The sequence below is a fragment of the Haloferax sp. s1 genome (assembly GCF_058382125.1).
The window spans coordinates 1-19,006 of sequence record NZ_JBZRPK010000705.1; the positions used below are offsets into that span (position 1 = coordinate 1).

A 19,006-nucleotide genomic window follows, 5' to 3' on the forward strand; every position below is an offset into this window, starting at 1 on the left:
ACCCGGTCGAATCCTGTGGGCGCATCCGTTCGCGTGGCGTTTCAGTTCGTGTGGTCGATTACAGCTCGTTCAGCTTCCGCAGGAGCTGTCCGCGGTAGCGTTCGTCGGCTTCGAAGCCCTTCACTTCGAGCACGTTGCGTTCGAGTTTGTCGAGCGCGACGTGGAACGCGTGTTCTGCCCCGTAGCCCTCGCCGCTACCAGCCAGTTGGCCGTGGCTCGTGCGGAGCCGAATCTGGCACTGGATGAGCGGCGTGCCGCGGAGTTTCTCTTTGTGTTCGTGGAAGCGAACGTGGGCGTGGTGAACGTTCATCCGCTGGTACTTGTCTGCCACCTCGGTGATGGCCGAGACAATAGTCGAACGGGTGAGCGTCTCGAGCAGCCCGATGTTCGTGACCTGCACGTCCATCTGTTCTTCTTCCGTGTACGTGAGCGCGCGAAGCACGTCGGTCTTCGTCATGACGCCGAGCACCTCGCCGTCGTCGTCTTCCGGCGTGACGACGAGTCCGGCGATGTTGTCTTCGAACATGCGCGCGACTGCGTCGCGGACGCTCTCCCCGGGCGACGCCGTGCGCGCCGGACTGGTCATCAGGTCGTACACAGGGAGGTCGAGCATTCGGTCGGTGTCGCCGCGGCGGTCCTGTTTGCCCTGGCGGCCTTCGTCGCGCACCATGAACTCGACGAGGTCGTAGGTAGTCAGGATACCGGCGAGACGGTTTTCACTGTCGACAACCGGGAGCCGCGAGATACCGTGTTCTCGGAGCCGGTTGATAGCCTGCCCGAGGTGGTCGCGCTCGCCGATGGTGACGACATCGTCGGTGTAGATCTGTTCGACCGTCAGCGCGTCGAGATTGTCGAGGACTGCCTCGAGGATGGCGTCCTGCGTGATGATTCCGTACTGCTTTTCACCCTCGTAGACTGGCGCAACCTTCGTGTTGCCCTCGACGAGCATCCGTGCGACCTCGCGCACGTCCTCGTGTCGGTCTATCTTGGGGACGGCTTGGGTGAGAGCCGCTGCTTTCGTGTTGTCTTCGACGTGCGAGTTGATGAGTTGCTTCTCACCGATGACGCCCGCGTACTCGCCGTCGTTCTGGACGATGATGGCTTTAGGGTTCTCCCGCTCGAAGATAGAGCGGACCTTGCCTAATCGCTCGTCAACGTCGACCTCGATGAAATCAGGAGTGGCGATATCAGCAATATCCATAATACATTCTGATATACAACCTGTCCTGTCTTGAAACTTCGTCCCGTTACCACCCCACAAGAAGGAGCGAAATCGCAAGGCCCCGACGGGCTAAAGGCGCGAATTTCCGCGCGAGAAAGTCTGTGACTATGTTTAACAATGTCGTGGTAAATATTACCTTAAATTCGCAGACGCTTCCGTCGTCGTCACCGCTCGGCGTGCGCGCAGTTCGGGACTCAACTGTATCGAATGCACCTTTGTCGGTGGCGACAAGGTTGTTCCTGCTGCCCCCCGAGCTAGAGGGGTGGAAACGCGGCGCGTCAAGGGTGGACTCCTCGCCGTCGTTGGGTTCGTGCTCTCTTCGCTTTCGTGGTGGAACGACCTCGTGGTCAACCTGCCACTCGCCTACGCGTTCGTCGTCGGTATGAGTTTCATCTCGCGGGAGTGGTTCCTTCCGGGTGTCACCGCGATACCTCTCGCAGTCTCGTCAAGGACTTCTTTATCCCGGTCGGCTACACAATACTCGTGAGAGCGCGTCATAGAATCCGTCTCACACCCGCTATCCAGCGATTATACAGTCCTCACTTTGCTTACAATCCAGTGATTCCACCAGTTGTATGCTTTATCCATGATTGAGTTCGTGAATAATGGTAGTTGGGAACTATTGTATGATACCCTCATTGGAACAAAATATCTTAGTAGAGGTCGGGCCAGTTTGCGGAAGTTGTCGTCGTATTTCCGAAGCAGTCTGCTGAAATAATAACTTTGTGTGCTGATACCGGGTGGAATTTGTGGTCCATCTCCGGTGTGCGCAGCGGCGATGGGAGATCAGGGTGTTCCCGGGCATTAATACGGGGGTACCCGTCTTCAGGGTCATTGCTGTACTGAAGTTCTAAGTAGGTGTGACCATCGACTGGATCTTGAAAATTGTGGACTGGAGCTGTATTTGAGCCTATGTGGCGTTTAGCTCGTTGGACGGTAAGGGATACCCCACGAGGTATGGAGAATTGGACGGTGCGTGTGCCATTGTCTCCACCCTCAGTACTTAATGTGAAGGTCGTGTTTGTGAGGGTAGATGCGTCGTTGTTCGCGTCGCTAGTAGTATCTAGATTACCAGAAACGTCAATTTTCCTATCATTGTCTCGGGGGGAGCGCTGGTTGTTTCCATCACTCATTACCGAATTTGTGGCGATTGATTAGCTTAACAGTTGTTACAAATACGCACACGCCATTTAACAGCCGATTCGCTGAAGGTCGGAGTAAAACCAATTCCTTGGGGACGATTCTATGACATGCTCCTCGTGGTTCTGCTTGTTTGATTCGGACTGCTTCATGTACCGGATGAGCTTTTGGCGGTGTGGGGTTACTGAAAGGAGGTGTAGACGCGGTGAGACGGGCTTTCAGAAAGAGTGTGTGTCGATTTTGGCAATCTGTTATTTCTTGTGATCCACCACCTATGCTATTTTTTAACATACTACTCCGCGAATAGCGAACTGCCCTATGAAGAATATACTGCAACAGTTCAGAGGGCGAATCAGACGTATTCGCTCGATAGTAGCGGTGCAGAATCGCTTCGACAAACGCGCTCAGTCTTCTTCAGTTGCGGTTATCGCAGTCGGGTTTGCTGTCTTTGCCGGGTCTGTAGGTACAGGTCTTTTCATTGCAGATAGTACGGAACCAGCTGCCCCAGCTACTGAGCATAACTTCACTGAGATTCCGTCCTACCGTTCACAGGTTGACACGCCAACTGAGCAGTCCGATAGCAGTATCGAACCCCCTGCAAATGGGACACTTATGCTCAACACCCAGACGGTTGCACCCGGTGACCCACTTCGAATAATCCTTACAGCAACTGACGGACAGGTCAAAAGCCAACCAGGCGAACCCTTCTCCATCCAAAAACGAACAACTACTGGGTGGATGACAGTTTGGTCTGGTATCACACTCGATTTGGACGAACCAACTACCCACCCAGTTGGTGGATCTACTGTCAAAACGTGGAACGTCCCAATAGACGTTCCTGCAGACGACTTTCAGTTTCACGTGACAAATATCACAGCAGGTCAATATCGGGTTGTCTTCCACGCGGAGAACGCCGATTATCGGTCTACCTTCACAGTCTGCACCGTCTCGGACCTCAGAGACAGGTACGATGACGACCTGCTAGAGCGTGACGGCGTGTGGGGAGTCAGCGGCGACCGAGAGTTGGTCATCCACGTAACGTCTGCTGAAGTCGCCGACCGGGTTCACGCAACGCTTCCGGAGCCAGTTGCCGACTGTCCGGTTCCAATCCGGTTCGACATTAGTGAGCAGATTATCCCTGAACCAGACGAACCTGATTCGAACGAGTCTGAATCGAATGAATCTGAGGTCGGTGACTCCCTTGTCCTTGAACCGGATGAACCCGAATCGAACGAAACTGAGTCGAACGAATCCGTTGTGAATACGGGTCAATAGGTGGTTGAATTGTGGTATCGGCGAGTACCTATTGTGTGAGAAGCACGTGACGCAGTGGGTTGGGGCAGATTCGAACGTTGGTCGCTCCACTCACTGCGTTCGCTTCGCTCCCGAGTTCGAATCTGCCGTCTCCAGTTTCGATTCCACGGACTCCTCGCTATCGCTCGTCGTTGCGAGGAATCAGAAAATGGGTTGGGGCAGATTCGAACTGCCGACCTGCTCCGTGTGAAGGAGCCGTCATAACCTAGCTAGACCACCAACCCGGCTACGGATTCTGCTTTCCCGCGCCGCCAATTAAGACTTACGTTGTGCCCCGATTAGGGGCAGAACGCGACTCCTTTGCCGGCAGGATTACCGCACGCGCCTGCGGACTTTCCGCACGGCCTGCCGACCTTGGGTGGCCGCTTCCCGGGCACCCCGTTCGACACGCTCGCGAGGCGTCTGCGGCCCCGCTTCCTCTGCTTCCTCACGCCCGAGCATCTCCATCAGACGGCGGCGGAGCGGTTCTGTCTCTTCGGTGAGACCGTCGTACAGGTGCTCAAACCCTCGTCGGAAGTAGTATCTCGCATCACTGAAGTGTCGGTTCATGCCCCCATATAGTCCCGGCAACGAGAAAACGATTATGTCAATAGATACCAAGACTCATATTTCAGAGAAAGAGCGATACACTTTAGTGATTCTTAGGCGTACCTAAAACTGGGACACCGACCACCCCCCGTGGTTGGCCCCCAGTTAGCGTCTGGCCCTTCCGGGGCGGCGATACCGTGGGCACGATCCGTCCGTCCTGGACACCTTATCCTCCCGTGAGCGTCTGCACTCTCAGTATGTCGGCGACGCTTCAGGGACGCCGTCGCGTTTGTTGACCAGTCGAGCGTAGACGAAAAGCGCGTCCGACAGTCGGTTGAGATAGGCGACGACTTCGGCATTGATGGGTTCCTCGGAGGCGAGCGAGACGGCGCGCCGCTCCGCTCGTCGGGAGACGGTGCGGGCGTGGTGGAGTTTCGCCCCCGTTTCGCTTCCGCCGGGGAGGATAAACGAGGTAAGCGGGTCGAGCTCCTCGTCGGCTTCGTCGATTCGTGTTTCGAGTGCTTCGACGTGTTCCTCGCGGACCTGCGGGTCGTCTTCGTCGGGGTCGGGATTTGCAAGGTCCGCCTGGACGATGTGGAGGTGGTTCTGTACGATTTCGAGGAGTTCGTCCACGTCGTCGTACCCGGTCGGACGGGCGGTCCCGACGATGGCATTTACCTCGTCGACGGTGCCGTACGCCTCGATTCGGTGGCTCGTTTTCGACACGCGGGTCATATCCCGCAGGTCGGTCATTCCCTCGTCGCCGCGGCCGGTGTATACCTTCATTGTGCGAGAGTCTGGTCGATGTACTGGAGAATCTTTTCGCTTTCGGCCATCGTCACGCCGTGGTCGTCGTCGACGAGAACGGGGACAGCGCGCTGGCCGCTGACTCGCTTTACCTCATCGCGCTCAGAGTGAAGCGCATCGACCCAGTGTGTCTCGTAGTCGACACCGGCGGTCGAAAGCGCGTCGTGGACCGCCTCACAGAACGGACAGCCATCGAGCGCGTATAACACGATTCCCATATTCGGCTTTGGGTGTCCCCCGGGAAAGAGATTTGCACCGGCAGCTATCTGCTTGCCCTCGCCAAAATTAGACTAGTCTAAAATCATACTTAGAGCAACAAATATATGTGTTGGGTGTAATCTACTTCATATTGTAATGGATGACAAAAGTCGTCTGACGAATTCGGCTGTCTCGCGTAGGAAGATTCTCACAGCGGGGGCCGGACTCGCCACCGCCGGATTCGCCGGTTGTCTGGGTGGAACGAGTAGTACTGTTAGCGGGGGTAACTCCAATTCTGGGTCCGACGATGGACCCGTTGCCGTCGCGTCATTCTTCAGTTTCTACGATTTCGCGCGGAAGATTACAAAGGACACGCCGGTCACGGTGAAGAATCTGATACCGACCGGTCTCCACGGCCACGGGTGGGAACCCGACGCGAGCGTCACGAGAGATATCATCGAAGCGGACGCGTTCATCCACGTCGGAGAGGACTTCCAGCCGTGGGCAGACCGCGCGATTCAAACGCTGAAAGACGACGACATCGACACCCAACTCATCAACGTCCGCGAGGGTGTCGAACTCGTCGAACTCGCCGCCAGCCTCGACAGGGACGAAGAGGGCGTCGGTCAAGGTCGCGGGAAAGACCCGCACTTCTGGCTCGACCCGCAGCGTGCGAAAACCTCCGTCGACAACATCACGGAGGGGCTGGTCGAACTCGCACCCGGCCACGAAGATACCTTCCGCGAGAACGCGTCGACGTACAAGACCGACGTACTCGACCGAATCGACCAGGACTACCAAGATATCTTCGACCGCGCATCTCGGGACGTCGTCCAGCTGGCAGCCCACAACGCGTTCCAGTACATCGGCGTCCGCTATGGCGTCGAGATGCGCCCGCTCGTGGTCAATCTCGCAGCCAGCGGCGACGTGAAGCCGTCGGACATCACGGAAGCAAAGAACGTTATCGACGAAAACGACATCAAGTACATCGGTGCCGGCGTCTTCGAGACGCGCAAGCCCGCGAAACAGCTAATTGCTGAGACCGCAGTCGAGTCGTACTACCCAGTGACTCCCTACGCGGGCGTCCGCGAGGAGTGGGTCGAAAACAACTGGGGCTACGAGGAAATCGCGTACAAAATCAACATGCCCACCTTCGAAGTCGTCCTCGGCAACAAGTCCCCAACTGAGGCGGGCTACGACGGGTGGGCTGACGAGTGGAGGAACTTTGAATGAGCATTTTAAGCGATAAAGAACACGCTGAACCGGAATCGGAGCCGAAATCGGCAGCCGAATCGGCGGACCCGCTCATCGAACTGTCGAACGTCGAGTTCGGGTACACCGCGGCACCCGTCGTCGAAGATATCTCGCTCCGTATCAACCCCGGCGAGTACGTCGCCGTCGTCGGCCCGAATGGCTCGGGGAAGTCGACGCTGATGAAGCTCATCCTCGGCTTACTCCAACCCGATACGGGGTCGGCGCAACTGTTCGGTGAACCCTCGCGCACGTTCGACGACGGCGCTCGTATCGGGTACGTCGCTCAGCACGCGAGCGCCTCGAAGGAGATGCCAATCACGGTTCGGGAAGTCGTCAAAATGGGTCGGTTCCCCCACGTCGGCTTCGGGATACTCTCGGGCAAAGACCACAAAATCGTCGACGAAGCGCTCGCCACGGTCGGGATGTCGGCCTTTGCTGACCGACGCGTAACCCAACTCTCGGGTGGCCAGCGCCAGCGCGCATTCATCGCCCGCGCACTCGCCGGGGAAGCCGACTTACTCGTCTTGGACGAGCCAACAGTCGGTGTCGACGCCGAGTCGGTCGACGCGTTCTACGACCTGCTCGAATCGCTCAACGAGGACGGAATCACGATTCTCCTCATCGAGCACGACCTCGGCGCGGTCACTGACCACGCAGAGCGTATCGTCTGTCTCAACCGTGAAGTGTACTTCGACGGTCCGACCGACGACTTCGTCGAGAGCGACGCGCTCGCCCGGGCCTTCGGGACGGCCGCGACGTTCATGGGTGATGTGTGATGCACATCGAACTCTTCACCCTGTTGCAGGCCGGTCCGTTAGACACGGTCCTCGCACCACTCTACTGGTTCCTCTCGCTCTGGTCGGACCTGCTGTTCGTCGTCCGCGACGTGACGGGACTCGAATTTCTCCAGTACCAGTTCATGCACCGGGCCATCCTCGTCGGTCTCTGCATCGGCGTGATGGCTCCTCTCATCGGGACGTTTCTGGTTCATAGGCAACTCGCGCTCATCGGCGACGCCCTCGCACACACCGCCTTCGCCGGTGTCGCGGTCGGGTTGTTCCTCAACGGCGTATTCAGCCTCGGCGTCTCGCCGTACCTGACGGCCGTCGTCGTCGCCGTCATCGCCGCACTCCTCATCGAACTCATCTCCGAGGCGACCGACGCCTACAACGACGTGTCGATGGCAATCGTGCTCTCGACCGGGTTCGCGCTGGGGACGGTGCTTATCAGCCTCAACGCGGGCGGCCTCGCAGTCGGTATCAACCAGTATCTCTTCGGGAATCTCTCGACCGTTTCCGCGGAGAACGCGGCTATCCTCCTCGTTCTCTTCGGTATCATCGTCGCGACGATTGCCCTCACCCGGAACCAACTGCTTTACGTCACCTTTGACGAGACCGCAGCAGCAGTGTCGGGCATCTCGGTCACGTGGTACAACCGCGTGATGGTCATGCTCACCGCGCTGGTCGTCGTCGGTGCGATGCAGATTATGGGCGTCATCCTCGTCGCCGCGATGCTCGTCGTCCCGGTCGCGGGCGCGGCGCAGGTCTCCAAGAGTTTCACCGAGTCGCTTCTCGTCTCGGTCGTTCTCGCCGAACTCGCGGTCCTCCTCGGTATCGGTGTCTCTTACTACGGTGGGGCCACTGCGGGGGGCGTCATTGTCCTGTTCGCAGTAGGTATCTACGCCGTCTCCGTCGTCATCGGCAAACTGCAGGAGCGGGCCGGAGAAGATACAGTTCCTGAACTGGGAAGCATCGACTCGTCCGACGCGTAACAGCCACTACTTCTATTACTGCGCATCGACGCCGGATTCGAGCCTGTCACCGCCTTCATCGCTGTCGCCCTCGACCGAATCGTCCGGTGACATCGGCGTTCGTCTCGGGTCTGTTCGATAGACAGTAAAGAGAACCAGACAATACGGGAATCGTTGGTGACTGCTGTCTTCCCCAGCGAGTCCCAGCTCAGGTCAGCTCAGGTCAGCTTGCTCGAACCGCCGATAGCCCCAGATGAGTGGCAACGTGCCGAGTAGAATGAGGACGAGGAGGCCGAACAGGTTCGGGAAGACGCCAACGTCCTGCTTGGGAGGGCCGAATACGGTGACCAACCACTCTTGTCCGACATAATACGCAGTTGGTGGGTTGAGTCGGCCTGTGTATCGGACCCATGTGGGAACTACCGACGACCCAAGAGTGAAAAAGTGGTCGTTCGCAAACTCACCCGTGAAAAGGAACCCAAATACTGGTTCAACAGTGCTATTCCACACCCCGGTGAGTGGAGTAACGAACAGGTAGGTTCCGCCGACGGTAATCAGTGCTCGAAACCGGGATGTGACTGCCGCTGAAACTCCGATAGCGAACCACGTCCAGCTGACTGCATACAGCACCGTCCCCATCGACATGAATAGATATAGATGGAATGGCGTGCCCTCTGCTTGAAGGACATTAAAAGAGAGTGTGACGAGTAATGCAGGGAGCAGTACGACGACCACAGCTACCGTTCTGGATGCGATTTTTCCGAGGAGCACGTCGCGTCGGGTTCCGTCGAGTCCAAGCGACAAGCGAAGCGTGCCGGTCTCTCGCTCACTCCCGATTGCGGGATACGCCAGCAGACCGGCGAGCATGAAGACACAGAGTCCTGGAATGAGGAAGACCTCGGTGTTATCGACCTCAATTTGACCTCGAAACACGACGAGGCTCAAAATAAAGAAGGCAGGTGTTACGGTCCATATAGTCCGACTCTTGAGCAATCGGAGACAGTCTGCGACTGCAATCGTGATGTATCTGGGAGTGTCCGCACCGGTGAAGTGCTCGTGGAAGCGGCCCTGAATTGTGTTGGTGCCCGCACTCGGGAACAGCCTACGGAGTTGAGTCGAGAAGTATCCGAGCAACCGACTATCGGTAGTTCCGCCACCGAGGTCTGCGCGGTTGAACCGTCGGTAGCCAACGAAGAGCGGCAACGTGCCGAACAGGAGGAATGTGAAGAACCCGAATACGTTCGGCCAGACGATGGTGAGCTGGTCGGCCATACCGATGTGTTCGACCCACGGCCCACCGCCGATGTACACGGCGACTGGGTTCAGGTGTTCGACGTACTGCGCCCACATCGGAGCGTCTCCGGACCCGAGCTTGTCGAAGGCACCTGTGGACAGTTTTCCGGTAAACAGGAGCGACGAAAGCGGATACACCACTGTTGACCAGACTTCGCCGATGGGGCTGAAACACAAATACGTGGCACCGATGATACCTAGTGCTCGGTACCGAGAAGCAACCGCCGCGGAGATTCCGACTGCAAACGTCACCCACGATACTGTGTAGACAATCGTCCAGAGTGCAATCGGGAGATAGAGGTGAAGGTAGTGTTGCCCCTGCTGGAGATATATCGAGAGCTCCATCAGCACGAGGACTGGCACGAGAATCACGAGCGCAGCTGCATTTCGTGCTAATAGCTTCCCGAACACTATCTCTCGACGAGTCCCGGACGAACCGAGTACCAACCGAATCGTTCCGGTTTCCCGCTCACCGCAAATTGCAGTGTACGCGATGACCCCCGCAAGCAAGGAGAAGTAAACCCGGTTGTTGTATGAGATAACAGTCAAGTATTGTGGTTCAAAACCCCTGGAACCAATAAAACTCGCAGTCGATGGTACTGTGAGTAGAACAACAACTAACGAGACGACCCAGAAGATTCGGTTCGTAAGTGTATATTCAAAATCTTGACGGGCAACTGTTAATATTTTAGAGTGCATTTCGATCGCCTCTTTTTGTTACGTTGTGAGGTTCCTGCTCTAACAAACATTGTTTAAGATATATAATTCTATTATTCAAACAAATAGGCTCTAGGTAGCTAATTACTTTTGTTTTTGCTACTGGGTCTCTACAGGGCGTTCGGACTGTACAGCAACTAACTGCATTTTTCACCCTATTAAGGCTAAAATCACTACATCTAATACATGTGTTGAAAGTTTCAATTGTAGTTTCAGGACCCTCTTGCTCAACATCTAAACCTGCGTTGCGGACAGCAGTTGAGCTATATCTCTCCACCAATAACTGCACTTCTATCATTATATCAATTAGTACTAGAATATAAAATGGTAGTGTTAATCTTAGAGCACTACTATCTATTTTTTATCCATGTTGTAGCGTGTTATGGTCAAAAATCACTTCAATTTCGGGGTCCGCGTAATTTGCATTGTCGTCCCAGTTGAACTCACCGTTTACATGATCAAACCGGTACTCGTCGTAATACGGGTCCTCATACCCATTAAGTTCACCATCTACGGTTGTGATCTCTCTTCCGTCGTCGTCAACTTTGTCTTTCCCATCAAGTACTGCACCCTCTTCCACATTAACCAGCTCTGGATCTGGATCCGGAAGTTCTAATGCATAATTGTATGTGTCCTTCTCATCAGAATCAATCTTGACCTTGACAAAGTGTTCCTTATTCGCTTGCGTAGACCACTCGCTAGCCGCTGCTGAGCCAGTTGCACCTAAGGTAAGAGCGGCAGCAGTGGTACCAATCTTCTTCAGTACATTTCGTCTGCTTCGACTAGGATTATCTTCCGACATCCTGGTTACCAACTCTCAATTCGCCAACATAAAATTTTCTGATTGTATATCTAAACTACATTTTATATGATAGAAATTAGACTATCATATAATCAAATTAAAAAGCATATAAACCAGAACTAATAGGATGTTGCTGAGCAAACGAGCCATGAATTTCAGAACTGTTGTTCACACAGTGTGGTTACCTAACCGGGGCTACAGCCCTACTTATGTACGGTTGCTCATTTGGCGATCACAATAGAGTCGTTAGATAGAGAAATAATCTTAGAATCAACACAGACTGTATCTATTTCAAATCCTATTTGATACAGCTATCTTATCTACGTCTGGTGTCCTGAAATGGAGAGCGCCGCTTCACGTCGCCAGGTCTTTCCACTTACTTCATATTGAATACACAACACTACAAACCTCTACGATGAGCCGGAAGGAATAATCGCAATGGCCGTCTGCACGTCGTGACGGTTTTCCGGTGCTGTCTAACGCTAAATAGCCACGCGCGTGACCGAAACTTCAATCGAGTACTGCAAGTCCGATGAGACCGACGATTTGAACGCTAAGCATAATTAGGACCGTGAATACACCGCGCGGTTCAACGGTGTACCCTCGGTGAGTCAGTTCCAGTTGGAGCGAGAGACTTACCACACCACCGAAAGCGAGAAACAGTACGGAGAGTAACTGTGCTCGCCGTGGGTGGTTCCACGCGTCCACGTCGAAGGTGAGCAAGCGCGCTTTGATCTTCGTGAGTGTATCCGTCATCGCTTCGGACGGGAGTTTAGTTGCTTGTTCAATAGAATTGCTGACGTTTCTTCGGTATCCACCATTAGAACAGCAGAATACTTCCTCTATCGGGGTCCTGTCGAGTTTGCAGTCCAGGTTCGAATTTCATATCGCGCTATCTGATTTATCACACCGTTAAACACCCGCCGACGAACCAATATCTTCAACAACGACCCCGACAGAATCCGGGGTATGAGCGACCTCGAAATCGAGCGCGACTGCCCCGTCTGCGGTAACGACACGTTCTACCTCGCCGCCAGCATGCTCGTCCACCTCGGCAAGAAAACCAAGTGGCACTGCACCGAGTGCGACTACGGCTACATCCACATCACCGACGACGTGGAAACCTACGTCGAAGCCGAAGCGTAACCGCCGAAAAAGAGATTCTTCGTTATTCGTCCTGTTCGAGCGCCTGCCACGAAAGCCGCGGGTTCCGGGCCGCAGACACCTGGTCGATGCGGCGAGCGCTCGTCTTCGAGGGCGCAGATTCGAGTGCCTCGTCAGAGTCAGCATATGCGGCGTTAAAGGCGTGTGCGAGGTCGTCCAGGGACGCCTTGTCCTCGACTTCCGTGGGTTCGGTGAGCATCGCCTGCGAGACGAGTTCCGGCCACTTCGTCGTCGGCGGGTGGACGCCGTAATCGAGCATGCGCTTTGCCACGTCTGCGGCGTCTCGGTCGCCGGCAGTCGCCGCGAACTCGTGGTGGAACGGTCCGTACGGGACCTCCAAGTCCACCTGCGAAGCGAGGTAATTCGCGTTCAGCACGGCCTTCGCGCTGGAGTCTGCGAGGCCGTCGTCGCCCAGACGGGCGATGTAGGCGTACGCCTTGATGAGCACCAGCCAGTTGCCGGTGAAGCCGTGAACCTTGCCGATGGACGACTCCGGCTCGTACTGTTCGTACCCCGCGGCCGTCTCGCGAACCATCGGACTCGGGAGGAATTCTGCGAGTTCGTCGACGACGCCGACCGGGCCGGCACCGGGACCACCGCCGCCGTGCGGCGTGGCAAACGTCTTGTGGACGTTGTAGTGAACGATGTCGAAGCCCATATCACCGGGGCGAGCGCGCCCGAGGAGGGCGTTGAGGTTCGCCCCGTCGTAGTAGAGCAGGCCGCCAGCGTCGTGGACCATCTCGGCGATGTCGACGATGTCGCGTTCGAACAATCCGAGCGTGTTCGGGTTCGTGAGCATGAGCGCGGCCGTCTCCTCGGAGATGGCGGCGTCCAGCGCCTCCATATCGACGCGACCATCGTCGTCCGAGGGGAGTTCGACCACGTCGTAGCCCGCCAGGGCGGCCGATGCGAAGTTCGTCCCGTGGGCCGACGAGGGGATGATAATCTCCGAGCGGTCGTCGTCGCGCGACTCGTGATACGCTTTTGCGACGAGAATACCCGTGAATTCGCCTGCGGCACCCGCTGGGGGATGGAGCGTCACGGCGTCCATGCCGCCGATTTCGGCGAGATACTCCTGGAGACCGTGCAGGAGACCGAGCGTCCCCTGAACCGTCCGGTCGGACCGGGCAGGGTGGACAGCGGCGTTGGGGTCGGCCGCAACGTCCTCGGTGAACGACGGGTTGTACTTCATCGTACACGACCCGAGCGGGTACGGCCCCAGTTCGACGCTGTAGTTCATCTGCGACAGACGCGTGTAGTGTCGCGCCAGCTGCGGCTCCGAAAGCCCCGGTAGCGTGAGTTCGTCGCGGGTCAGGTCGTCCGGGAGGACGTCCTCCGAGTCGACCTCGACGGTAGTACTGTCCTTTTCGGACAGAAGCGGCTCGTACACGTCGTCGCGGCTGAATCGGGCTTGGTCGAAGTTCATTAGGCTACCTCCTCGAAGGCCGCGACCAGTTCATCCGCGGCATCGGCGTTCACGTCGGTGATACAGACCTGAATGTAGTGGTCGTCGAGGGCGTGGACCGCGAAGCCGCGACCCGCGAGGTCGTTCGTGATAGCGGGTGCAGGCTGGTCCGTGTGGACGACGAACTCGCGGAAGTGGTGTCGGTCGTGGACCGGCGCTTGCAGACCCGAAATGTTGTCGAGGCGCTTTGCGAGGTTCCGCGCGTCGGTGACGGCGTCCGTAGCGAGGTTGACGAGACGGTCCGGACCGAGCCACGCCATGTGCATGGCGGTTCGGAGCGCGACCCACGCCTGATTCGTACAGATGTTCGAAGTCGCACGTTCCTTGCGGATGTGCTGTTCGCGAGTCTGGAGCGTCAGCGTAAAGGCCCGCTTGTCGGCGGTGTCTTCGGACGTGCCGACGAGTCGGCCCGGGACCTGCCGCAGGAACTTCTCGCGGGTGGCGAAGATACCGAGACCCATACCGTAGGCCGTGCCGACACCGAGTGCGTCGGCCTCGCCGACGACCACGTCGGCACCGACGCTCGCGGGTTCTTCGAGAAGCGCCAGCGCGACGAGGTCGCTGCCGAGACAGAACAGCGCGTCGTTCTCGTGGGCGAGGTCGCCGATGTCGGCGAGTCGCTCCTCGATGACACCGCGGACGGTCGGACTCTCGGCGTAGACCATCACGGTCTCGTCGTCGACGAGGTCCGAAAGGGCGTCAATGTCGACTGCGCCGTCGTCCATCGGGTACTCGCCGATTGCCATGTCCGCGCCGTCGAGGTAGTTTTCGAGGACGCCGAGGCGGCCTTCGTGAAGGTGCTCGGGAACGAGCACGCGGTGGCCGCTCGCGCCGCGTCGAAGGCGGTTTGCGAGGAGTGCGGCCTCGGCGAGGGCGGTCGCAGCGTCGTACATCGAGCAGTTCGCCACCGGAAGCCCGGTCAGTTCGACCAGCATCGACTGGTACTCGAAGAGTACCTGCAGGAAGCCCTGCGCGATTTCAGGCTGGTACTGCGTGTAGGACGTGAGGAACTCGGAGCGACGCGAGAGGTCGTCAACAAGCGCTGGCACGTAGTGAGCGTGATGGCCGCGGCCGAGGAACTCAGTCAGGTCTTCGTTGCGCGCAAAGAGGTCCGCAAGCGACTGTCTGAGTTCCTGTTCGTCCATGCCGTCGATGCCGAATTCGCCGTCGAAGCGGACCTCCTCGGGGATATCGAAGAGGGCTTCGGCGCTGTCGACACCGATTGCATCCAGCATCGCGGCTTCGTCGGCGTCGGTATGTGGGGCGTACGGGCTTCCGGCCCGCCGTCCGTTTCCAGCCGTCATCTCACTCCGTCTGCTCGCGGTACTCCTCGGGAGAGAGGAGGTCGTCGAACTCGTCCGTGTCGGACGGTTCCATCTCGAACATCCAGCCGTCGCCGTAGGGGTCGTCGTTGACGAGTTCGGGTGCGTCGAACAGTGCTTCGTTGACCGCGGTGACCGTTCCCGAAATCGGCGCGTAGAGGTCGGAAACCGCCTTGATACTCTCGACGACACCGAACTCGTCGCCGGCGTCGAGTTCGTCGCCCTCGGTGGGGAGTTCGACGAAGACGACGTCGCCCAGTTCGTCCTGTGCGAAGTCGGAGATACCGATGCGGACGGTGTCGCCTTCGGTGGTGGTCCATTCGTGCGATTCCAGGTACTTGCGGTCGTCGGGAATTTCGAACATTATTGGTTGATAAAGGGAGGTGTGACGATTTCTGCGCGCTTCTCACGGCCGCGGACGAGGACGTGAACCTCTGTTCCGTCGTCCGCGTATTCGACGGGGACGTAGCCGAGACCGATCGGTTCCGACAGGGTCGGACTCATCGTCCCGCTCGTCACCACGCCGATGACCTCGCCGTCTTCGGTGGCGATGTCGTAGCCGTGCCGGGGAACACCCCGGTCGAGGAGGGTAAAGCCGACGAAGGTTTCGTCGACGCCCGCCTCGTGTTGCTGTTCGAGGGCGTCGCAGCCCACGAACTCTGTGTCCAATTTGACAACGAAGCCGATACCGGCCTCGTAGGGGGTTCGAGGCTCGTTTTCTGGGTCGAAGTCCTGCCCGGAGAGCAGATAGCCCATCTCCAGTCGGAGCGTGTCGCGGGAGCCGAGTCCACACGGAGTGGCGTCCAGCGCCGACCACACGGTCTCGGCGTCGTCCCACGGACAGAGAATCTCGAAGCCGTCTTCGCCGGTGTAGCCCGTTCGGGCGACCCAGCACTCGATGCCCGCCACGTCGGCGAACGTCGCCTGGAACTTCGAGAGGTCGCCTAAACTGGCGTCAGGTGCGGCCTCGGAAACCGTGTCGAGTGCGTCGGGACCCTGCACCGCGAACATGGCCCAGTCCTCGGTGACATCCTCGACGGTGGCGTCGAGGTCCCACTCGTCACGGAACGAGGCCCACCGGTCGTACATCTCTTCGTCGTGCCCAGCGTTCGGGATGAAGAGGTACACCCGGTTATCTCGGTCCGGGAGTCGATAGACGACGGTGTCGTCGATGATGACGCCCTCGTCGTTCACGATGGCCGAGTACTGCGAGTCACCCGGTTCGAGGGCCGCCACGTCGTTCGTCGTTAGGCGTTGCATCAACGCGGTTGCGTCCGGGCCAGACACCTCAATCTCACTCATATGTGAGACATCGAAGATGCCAACGGACTCACGGACGGCCGCGTGTTCTGCCTTGATGGAGTCGTACTCCACTGGCATGTCCCATCCGCCGAACTCGGTGAAATGCGCCCCAGCGTCTTCGTGGGCGTCGTATAACGGCGGTTTTCGAAGGCCCATACAGGGCACTGCGAACTACGATAAGTAATGCTTTGGTATCTTCTCTCGCGGTATGTACATCATCGTGCACTAATCGGTACTTGTTTGCGGGTAAAAACACCACAAACCCGCAACTAACGCGGTGGAACTTTCCTTATGGATGGGGTTTGGAGCACACTGTCTGAAAGAGTGATAAACTGAATAGTGCGATACTAAAATACAGTTGTGCGGTCCTACGATGGGTGACTCGGTTTCACGAGTGGGATCTGGCGACCACGATTTGGCCACCATCGACCGATTCAGTGGTTACCGTATGGGGTAACTGCTCTTCTGCAACCGGAACCAAGTGCAACAGCGTCCCCTCGTTCGTTTCCACCCATTCCGAACCATCTTCGGGGTCCCAACAGCAGACGTGCCAGACATCATTCTCCAACCGTTCCCAGATCTGGACATCTGAGTAGTACTGCCCGTCTGAACAGGAAAAGAACGCCCTCATGATGGCCTCCGTCCGCTACTCAAGACAGGCATCCACCGGTATTGTCTGTCCGGGACTGCCGACATCATTGTTCCAAGACTTCGGGCGAAACACGTCGTTACGAACCGCTTGTGATGATGTATGTACATGATTTGTCTTCGTAAGTTGTTGCCGGCCAAACCACGGTAACCACCTTTGCACGGGATTCGTTCAGTCGGAGACGACCGACCGTACCGTTCCACCGAGGAGACCGTTTGATCTCCCGTTTTGCCACCATTTCTCACTCAGGTGGTGGACGTCGTTTGGGCGGCATCCAAAGGGATGTGCTTGGTTGACACGAACCCAATAGCTAGTCGACTAGTTGACTGAGATGTGTAAGAGGGCTAGCTTACTAGGGCTAGTTCTCGCGTCGATATCGCCATTCGTCGGGACACGCAGAACGAATTAGTGTCACTCATCCAAACAGTATCAATCATCCAAGCCATGAGTAGAATAAACCACACCTTCCGTTTCCCGGTCTCTAACTGGTGTGAAGTGGCCGAAATCAACTGATAGCAAGTATCAGTTAGGAGCTAACAGTATCGTCGTAGTCGTCGATACTCTGTTCGTCAACGACGCGTATATCGGCCACTGCAGCCGCACCGTATCCCGAACGCGAAACGAGGTCCTGTTCCTGGTCGTACACGGCGACGTTGGCATGCACCAGTCGCGGGAGGTGTGTGTGATAGAGTTCCAGATAGATGTCTCGAACGTCCTCAGCTGAAATTTCGGTAAGGGGACAGTCGTTCTCCCAGACCGCTAGTTCGTCCGCCATATCGGCTAACGAGAGCGTCACATGCCGTTCGAGGTGAACCAGCATCTGACGGCGGTAGGGGTGTGTGGGGAGTTGAGAGCAGTTCGTCGCTGTATTGGGGTCTTTGGACATGGGGGATGGTGTGTATATGGTAGCTCTGTTGTAGGTCGATTCAGGGTGTGTTACCCGACGCCACTCTCACATCCCGGGCTGAATTCATCCGTCTGAACGTCGTCGTTGGCGGCGAGAGCAAGATAAGGAAGCAAGGCGTCTGCTGTCGCCTCGGGTTCGACCAGACGTTGCTCCGGGTAGAACGTGACGACACCACTGTCAGCGAGTTTCGGGAGATGAACGTGGTAGAGAGACGTAACGAGTCGCTCCCGGTCGTCCAGGGGCGTCTCCTCGCACGCCACGAGTTGGTCAGCTAACTCCTGTAACTCGATGGTATCGGAGTGATGTGTGAGATACCGTAGGATGTAGCGTCGCCGTCTACTGCGAAGTAGATCGAATGTGACATCTAGAGAGACCTCATTGCCATGTGAATCCATCTCTGACCAGTGCCGATCTGGATCGGTCATTATAATCATTTGTCGTGGGGGACTACCGAAAACCGGGAGACTAGCTTACTAGCGATAGATGAGTGAACGGTCCACTACCGCAGAATCTTACGATTCGCTAGTGGAATCCGCCCCGCCGACTGCATCTCCGAGACCATCCGCGTTCGCCGAAGTTTTAACGTACTCCGAAAGGGCCTGATGTTCGTGGTATTTCTCCGAATCGTCGGTCCGCCGGAGACGAGCTTCTTCTTGTCGCTCCGTTACCGTCGATTTGCCGGTAATCTCGATAAACAGGTCGCGGTACTTCTCAATCTGCTGTTGATTGGTGGTTTTTTCGCTCATTATCCTATCACGGGGCGCTTCGTTTCGGTGCTCAAAGCCGAGTTCCGCGTGAGGCGTTGGTCCACCGGTAACGTGGCGGCCAACGCATCGGGGAGCGTTAGCTGGCAGTCAACGTTGTGCAGTGCGGTGAGCGTGGGCTGGGCTTTTAGTGCGGAAACTGCTTGGATCCTATTCATTGGAACGGACACATATCAATAGAGAAACGAGAAGTAGAACGTCTCTAGCACACTAGTGAATAAACGTTGATAAAATCACGACAGTCCTAGTGCACTAGTCACCACGTGTCGTGGTAGTTCAACCTCTGATGGTAAATCGGGGGTTAAACCTAGTCGAACAGCCCGATTTCGTCGATCTGCTCTAGAATCTTCCGAGTCGCCTTCCGCACGTGAAGATAGAACGTCGGCGACGCGATCCCGAGTGCAGCAG

At 56.9% G+C, this 19,006-nt stretch carries 20 protein-coding genes and 1 tRNA gene; 6 read left to right on the forward strand and 15 right to left on the reverse strand.

Annotated features, from left to right (window positions below; translation table 11 throughout):
• Positions 1 to 58: 58 nt before the first annotated feature.
• Positions 59 to 1,201 carry a CBS domain-containing protein gene (locus QT222_RS19300; RefSeq protein ID WP_004059803.1) on the reverse strand — a complete coding sequence of 381 codons (1,143 nt, stop codon included), beginning with the start codon at positions 1,199 to 1,201 and terminating at the stop codon, positions 59 to 61.
• A gap of 283 nt (positions 1,202 to 1,484) precedes the next feature.
• Between QT222_RS19300 and QT222_RS19305 the strand changes: the two genes are divergently transcribed.
• Both QT222_RS19305 and QT222_RS19310 read left to right on the forward strand, forming a co-directional pair.
• Positions 1,485 to 1,709 (forward strand): DUF7980 family protein, encoded by a 225-nt coding sequence (locus QT222_RS19305; protein ID WP_491478103.1) that lies wholly within the window; start codon positions 1,485 to 1,487, stop codon positions 1,707 to 1,709.
• A 1,514-nt stretch (positions 1,710 to 3,223) separates the two neighbouring features.
• Positions 3,224 to 3,637, forward strand: a complete 414-nt coding sequence (locus QT222_RS19310; RefSeq protein WP_491478104.1) for a hypothetical protein — start codon at positions 3,224 to 3,226, stop codon at positions 3,635 to 3,637.
• A gap of 188 nt (positions 3,638 to 3,825) precedes the next feature.
• On the opposite strand, the gene QT222_RS19315 is transcribed toward QT222_RS19310, so the two are convergent.
• From QT222_RS19315 to QT222_RS19330, 4 genes are all read right to left on the reverse strand, one after another.
• Positions 3,826 to 3,900 (reverse strand) — tRNA-Val (locus QT222_RS19315).
• Positions 3,901 to 3,988: 88 nt separating this feature from the next.
• Entirely contained in the window at positions 3,989 to 4,225 is a 237-nt protein-coding gene (locus tag QT222_RS19320; RefSeq protein ID WP_004059806.1) for a hypothetical protein, read from the reverse strand.
• A 231-nt stretch (positions 4,226 to 4,456) separates the two neighbouring features.
• On the reverse strand, positions 4,457 to 4,990 hold the full coding sequence (locus QT222_RS19325) for a cob(I)yrinic acid a,c-diamide adenosyltransferase (RefSeq protein ID WP_004059807.1): 534 nt from the start codon (positions 4,988 to 4,990) through the stop codon (positions 4,457 to 4,459).
• A complete protein-coding gene (locus QT222_RS19330) occupies positions 4,987 to 5,229 on the reverse strand; it encodes a glutaredoxin family protein (protein WP_004059808.1) in 243 nt (80 codons plus the stop codon). Before QT222_RS19330 ends, QT222_RS19325 begins: the two co-directional genes overlap by 4 nt.
• A 136-nt stretch (positions 5,230 to 5,365) precedes the next feature.
• Here QT222_RS19330 and QT222_RS19335 point away from each other — a divergent pair, with 136 nt between their 5' ends.
• The 3 genes from QT222_RS19335 to QT222_RS19345 are packed head-to-tail and all read left to right on the forward strand — an operon-like array spanning position 5,366 to position 8,234.
• Positions 5,366 to 6,442 (forward strand): metal ABC transporter substrate-binding protein, encoded by a 1,077-nt coding sequence (locus QT222_RS19335; RefSeq protein ID WP_491478105.1) that lies wholly within the window; start codon positions 5,366 to 5,368, stop codon positions 6,440 to 6,442.
• Complete coding sequence (locus tag QT222_RS19340; protein WP_004059810.1) at positions 6,439 to 7,239, forward strand: metal ABC transporter ATP-binding protein; 801 nt, start codon at positions 6,439 to 6,441, stop codon at positions 7,237 to 7,239. Before QT222_RS19335 ends, QT222_RS19340 begins: the two co-directional genes overlap by 4 nt.
• On the forward strand, positions 7,239 to 8,234 hold the full coding sequence (locus QT222_RS19345) for a metal ABC transporter permease (RefSeq protein ID WP_004059811.1): 996 nt from the start codon (positions 7,239 to 7,241) through the stop codon (positions 8,232 to 8,234). Before QT222_RS19340 ends, QT222_RS19345 begins: the two co-directional genes overlap by 1 nt.
• A gap of 192 nt (positions 8,235 to 8,426) precedes the next feature.
• Here the strand turns inward: QT222_RS19345 and QT222_RS19350 are convergent, their stop codons facing one another.
• The 3 genes from QT222_RS19350 to QT222_RS19360 form a co-directional block, all read right to left on the reverse strand.
• The gene (locus tag QT222_RS19350; protein ID WP_491478106.1) at positions 8,427 to 10,205 is read right to left on the reverse strand and encodes an ABC transporter permease subunit; all 1,779 of its coding nucleotides are present in this window, start codon (positions 10,203 to 10,205) and stop codon (positions 8,427 to 8,429) included.
• Positions 10,206 to 10,584: 379 nt separating this feature from the next.
• On the reverse strand, positions 10,585 to 11,025 hold the full coding sequence (locus tag QT222_RS19355; protein ID WP_491478107.1) for a hypothetical protein: 441 nt from the start codon (positions 11,023 to 11,025) through the stop codon (positions 10,585 to 10,587).
• A gap of 510 nt (positions 11,026 to 11,535) precedes the next feature.
• Positions 11,536 to 11,781 (reverse strand): hypothetical protein, encoded by a 246-nt coding sequence (locus tag QT222_RS19360; RefSeq protein ID WP_491478108.1) that lies wholly within the window; start codon positions 11,779 to 11,781, stop codon positions 11,536 to 11,538.
• A 213-nt stretch (positions 11,782 to 11,994) separates the two neighbouring features.
• On the opposite strand from QT222_RS19360, the gene QT222_RS19365 reads away from it, so the two are divergent.
• Positions 11,995 to 12,171, forward strand: a complete 177-nt coding sequence (locus QT222_RS19365) for a DUF7838 family putative zinc beta-ribbon protein (RefSeq protein WP_004059815.1) — start codon at positions 11,995 to 11,997, stop codon at positions 12,169 to 12,171.
• A 22-nt stretch (positions 12,172 to 12,193) separates the two neighbouring features.
• Here the strand turns inward: QT222_RS19365 and gcvPB are convergent, their stop codons facing one another.
• From gcvPB to QT222_RS19400, 7 genes are all read right to left on the reverse strand, one after another.
• A complete protein-coding gene (gcvPB, locus tag QT222_RS19370) occupies positions 12,194 to 13,615 on the reverse strand; it encodes an aminomethyl-transferring glycine dehydrogenase subunit GcvPB (protein WP_004059816.1) in 1,422 nt (473 codons plus the stop codon).
• Positions 13,615 to 14,958, reverse strand: a complete 1,344-nt coding sequence (gene gcvPA, locus QT222_RS19375; RefSeq protein WP_491478109.1) for an aminomethyl-transferring glycine dehydrogenase subunit GcvPA — start codon at positions 14,956 to 14,958, stop codon at positions 13,615 to 13,617. Before gcvPA ends, gcvPB begins: the two co-directional genes overlap by 1 nt.
• Position 14,959: 1 nt before the next feature.
• On the reverse strand, positions 14,960 to 15,340 hold the full coding sequence (gcvH, locus tag QT222_RS19380; protein ID WP_004059818.1) for a glycine cleavage system protein GcvH: 381 nt from the start codon (positions 15,338 to 15,340) through the stop codon (positions 14,960 to 14,962).
• Positions 15,340 to 16,434, reverse strand: a complete 1,095-nt coding sequence (gene gcvT / locus QT222_RS19385) for a glycine cleavage system aminomethyltransferase GcvT (protein WP_491478110.1) — start codon at positions 16,432 to 16,434, stop codon at positions 15,340 to 15,342. Before gcvT ends, gcvH begins: the two co-directional genes overlap by 1 nt.
• A 1,019-nt stretch (positions 16,435 to 17,453) precedes the next feature.
• Positions 17,454 to 17,813 (reverse strand): DUF7344 domain-containing protein, encoded by a 360-nt coding sequence (locus QT222_RS19390; protein ID WP_491478111.1) that lies wholly within the window; start codon positions 17,811 to 17,813, stop codon positions 17,454 to 17,456.
• A 50-nt stretch (positions 17,814 to 17,863) separates the two neighbouring features.
• On the reverse strand, positions 17,864 to 18,229 hold the full coding sequence (locus QT222_RS19395) for a DUF7344 domain-containing protein (protein WP_231512875.1): 366 nt from the start codon (positions 18,227 to 18,229) through the stop codon (positions 17,864 to 17,866).
• Between the two features lie 117 nt (positions 18,230 to 18,346).
• Positions 18,347 to 18,580, reverse strand: coding sequence for a hypothetical protein (locus QT222_RS19400; RefSeq protein ID WP_004059822.1), 234 nt, complete (start codon positions 18,578 to 18,580; stop codon positions 18,347 to 18,349).
• Between the last annotated feature and the right edge of the window lie 426 nt (positions 18,581 to 19,006).

What these genes read in the sequence shown, in the direction of transcription:
- QT222_RS19350 (WP_491478106.1), bottom strand. Translation starts at nt 10,205, where the DNA reads ATGCACTCTAAAATATTAACAGTTGCCCGTCAAGATTTTGAATATACA.
- QT222_RS19365 (WP_004059815.1), top strand. Translation starts at nt 11,995, where the DNA reads ATGAGCGACCTCGAAATCGAGCGCGACTGCCCCGTCTGCGGTAACGAC.
- QT222_RS19390 (WP_491478111.1), bottom strand. Translation starts at nt 17,813, where the DNA reads ATGTCCAAAGACCCCAATACAGCGACGAACTGCTCTCAACTCCCCACA.
- QT222_RS19360 (WP_491478108.1), bottom strand. Translation starts at nt 11,781, where the DNA reads ATGACGGATACACTCACGAAGATCAAAGCGCGCTTGCTCACCTTCGAC.
- gcvT (WP_491478110.1), bottom strand. Translation starts at nt 16,434, where the DNA reads ATGGGCCTTCGAAAACCGCCGTTATACGACGCCCACGAAGACGCTGGG.
- QT222_RS19325 (WP_004059807.1), bottom strand. Translation starts at nt 4,990, where the DNA reads ATGAAGGTATACACCGGCCGCGGCGACGAGGGAATGACCGACCTGCGG.
- QT222_RS19400 (WP_004059822.1), bottom strand. Translation starts at nt 18,580, where the DNA reads ATGAGCGAAAAAACCACCAATCAACAGCAGATTGAGAAGTACCGCGAC.
- gcvH (WP_004059818.1), bottom strand. Translation starts at nt 15,340, where the DNA reads ATGTTCGAAATTCCCGACGACCGCAAGTACCTGGAATCGCACGAATGG.
- QT222_RS19345 (WP_004059811.1), top strand. Translation starts at nt 7,239, where the DNA reads ATGCACATCGAACTCTTCACCCTGTTGCAGGCCGGTCCGTTAGACACG.
- gcvPB (WP_004059816.1), bottom strand. Translation starts at nt 13,615, where the DNA reads ATGAACTTCGACCAAGCCCGATTCAGCCGCGACGACGTGTACGAGCCG.
- QT222_RS19335 (WP_491478105.1), top strand. Translation starts at nt 5,366, where the DNA reads ATGGATGACAAAAGTCGTCTGACGAATTCGGCTGTCTCGCGTAGGAAG.
- QT222_RS19330 (WP_004059808.1), bottom strand. Translation starts at nt 5,229, where the DNA reads ATGGGAATCGTGTTATACGCGCTCGATGGCTGTCCGTTCTGTGAGGCG.
- QT222_RS19320 (WP_004059806.1), bottom strand. Translation starts at nt 4,225, where the DNA reads ATGAACCGACACTTCAGTGATGCGAGATACTACTTCCGACGAGGGTTT.
- QT222_RS19395 (WP_231512875.1), bottom strand. Translation starts at nt 18,229, where the DNA reads ATGGATTCACATGGCAATGAGGTCTCTCTAGATGTCACATTCGATCTA.
- QT222_RS19340 (WP_004059810.1), top strand. Translation starts at nt 6,439, where the DNA reads ATGAGCATTTTAAGCGATAAAGAACACGCTGAACCGGAATCGGAGCCG.
- QT222_RS19300 (WP_004059803.1), bottom strand. Translation starts at nt 1,201, where the DNA reads ATGGATATTGCTGATATCGCCACTCCTGATTTCATCGAGGTCGACGTT.
- QT222_RS19355 (WP_491478107.1), bottom strand. Translation starts at nt 11,025, where the DNA reads ATGTCGGAAGATAATCCTAGTCGAAGCAGACGAAATGTACTGAAGAAG.
- gcvPA (WP_491478109.1), bottom strand. Translation starts at nt 14,958, where the DNA reads ATGACGGCTGGAAACGGACGGCGGGCCGGAAGCCCGTACGCCCCACAT.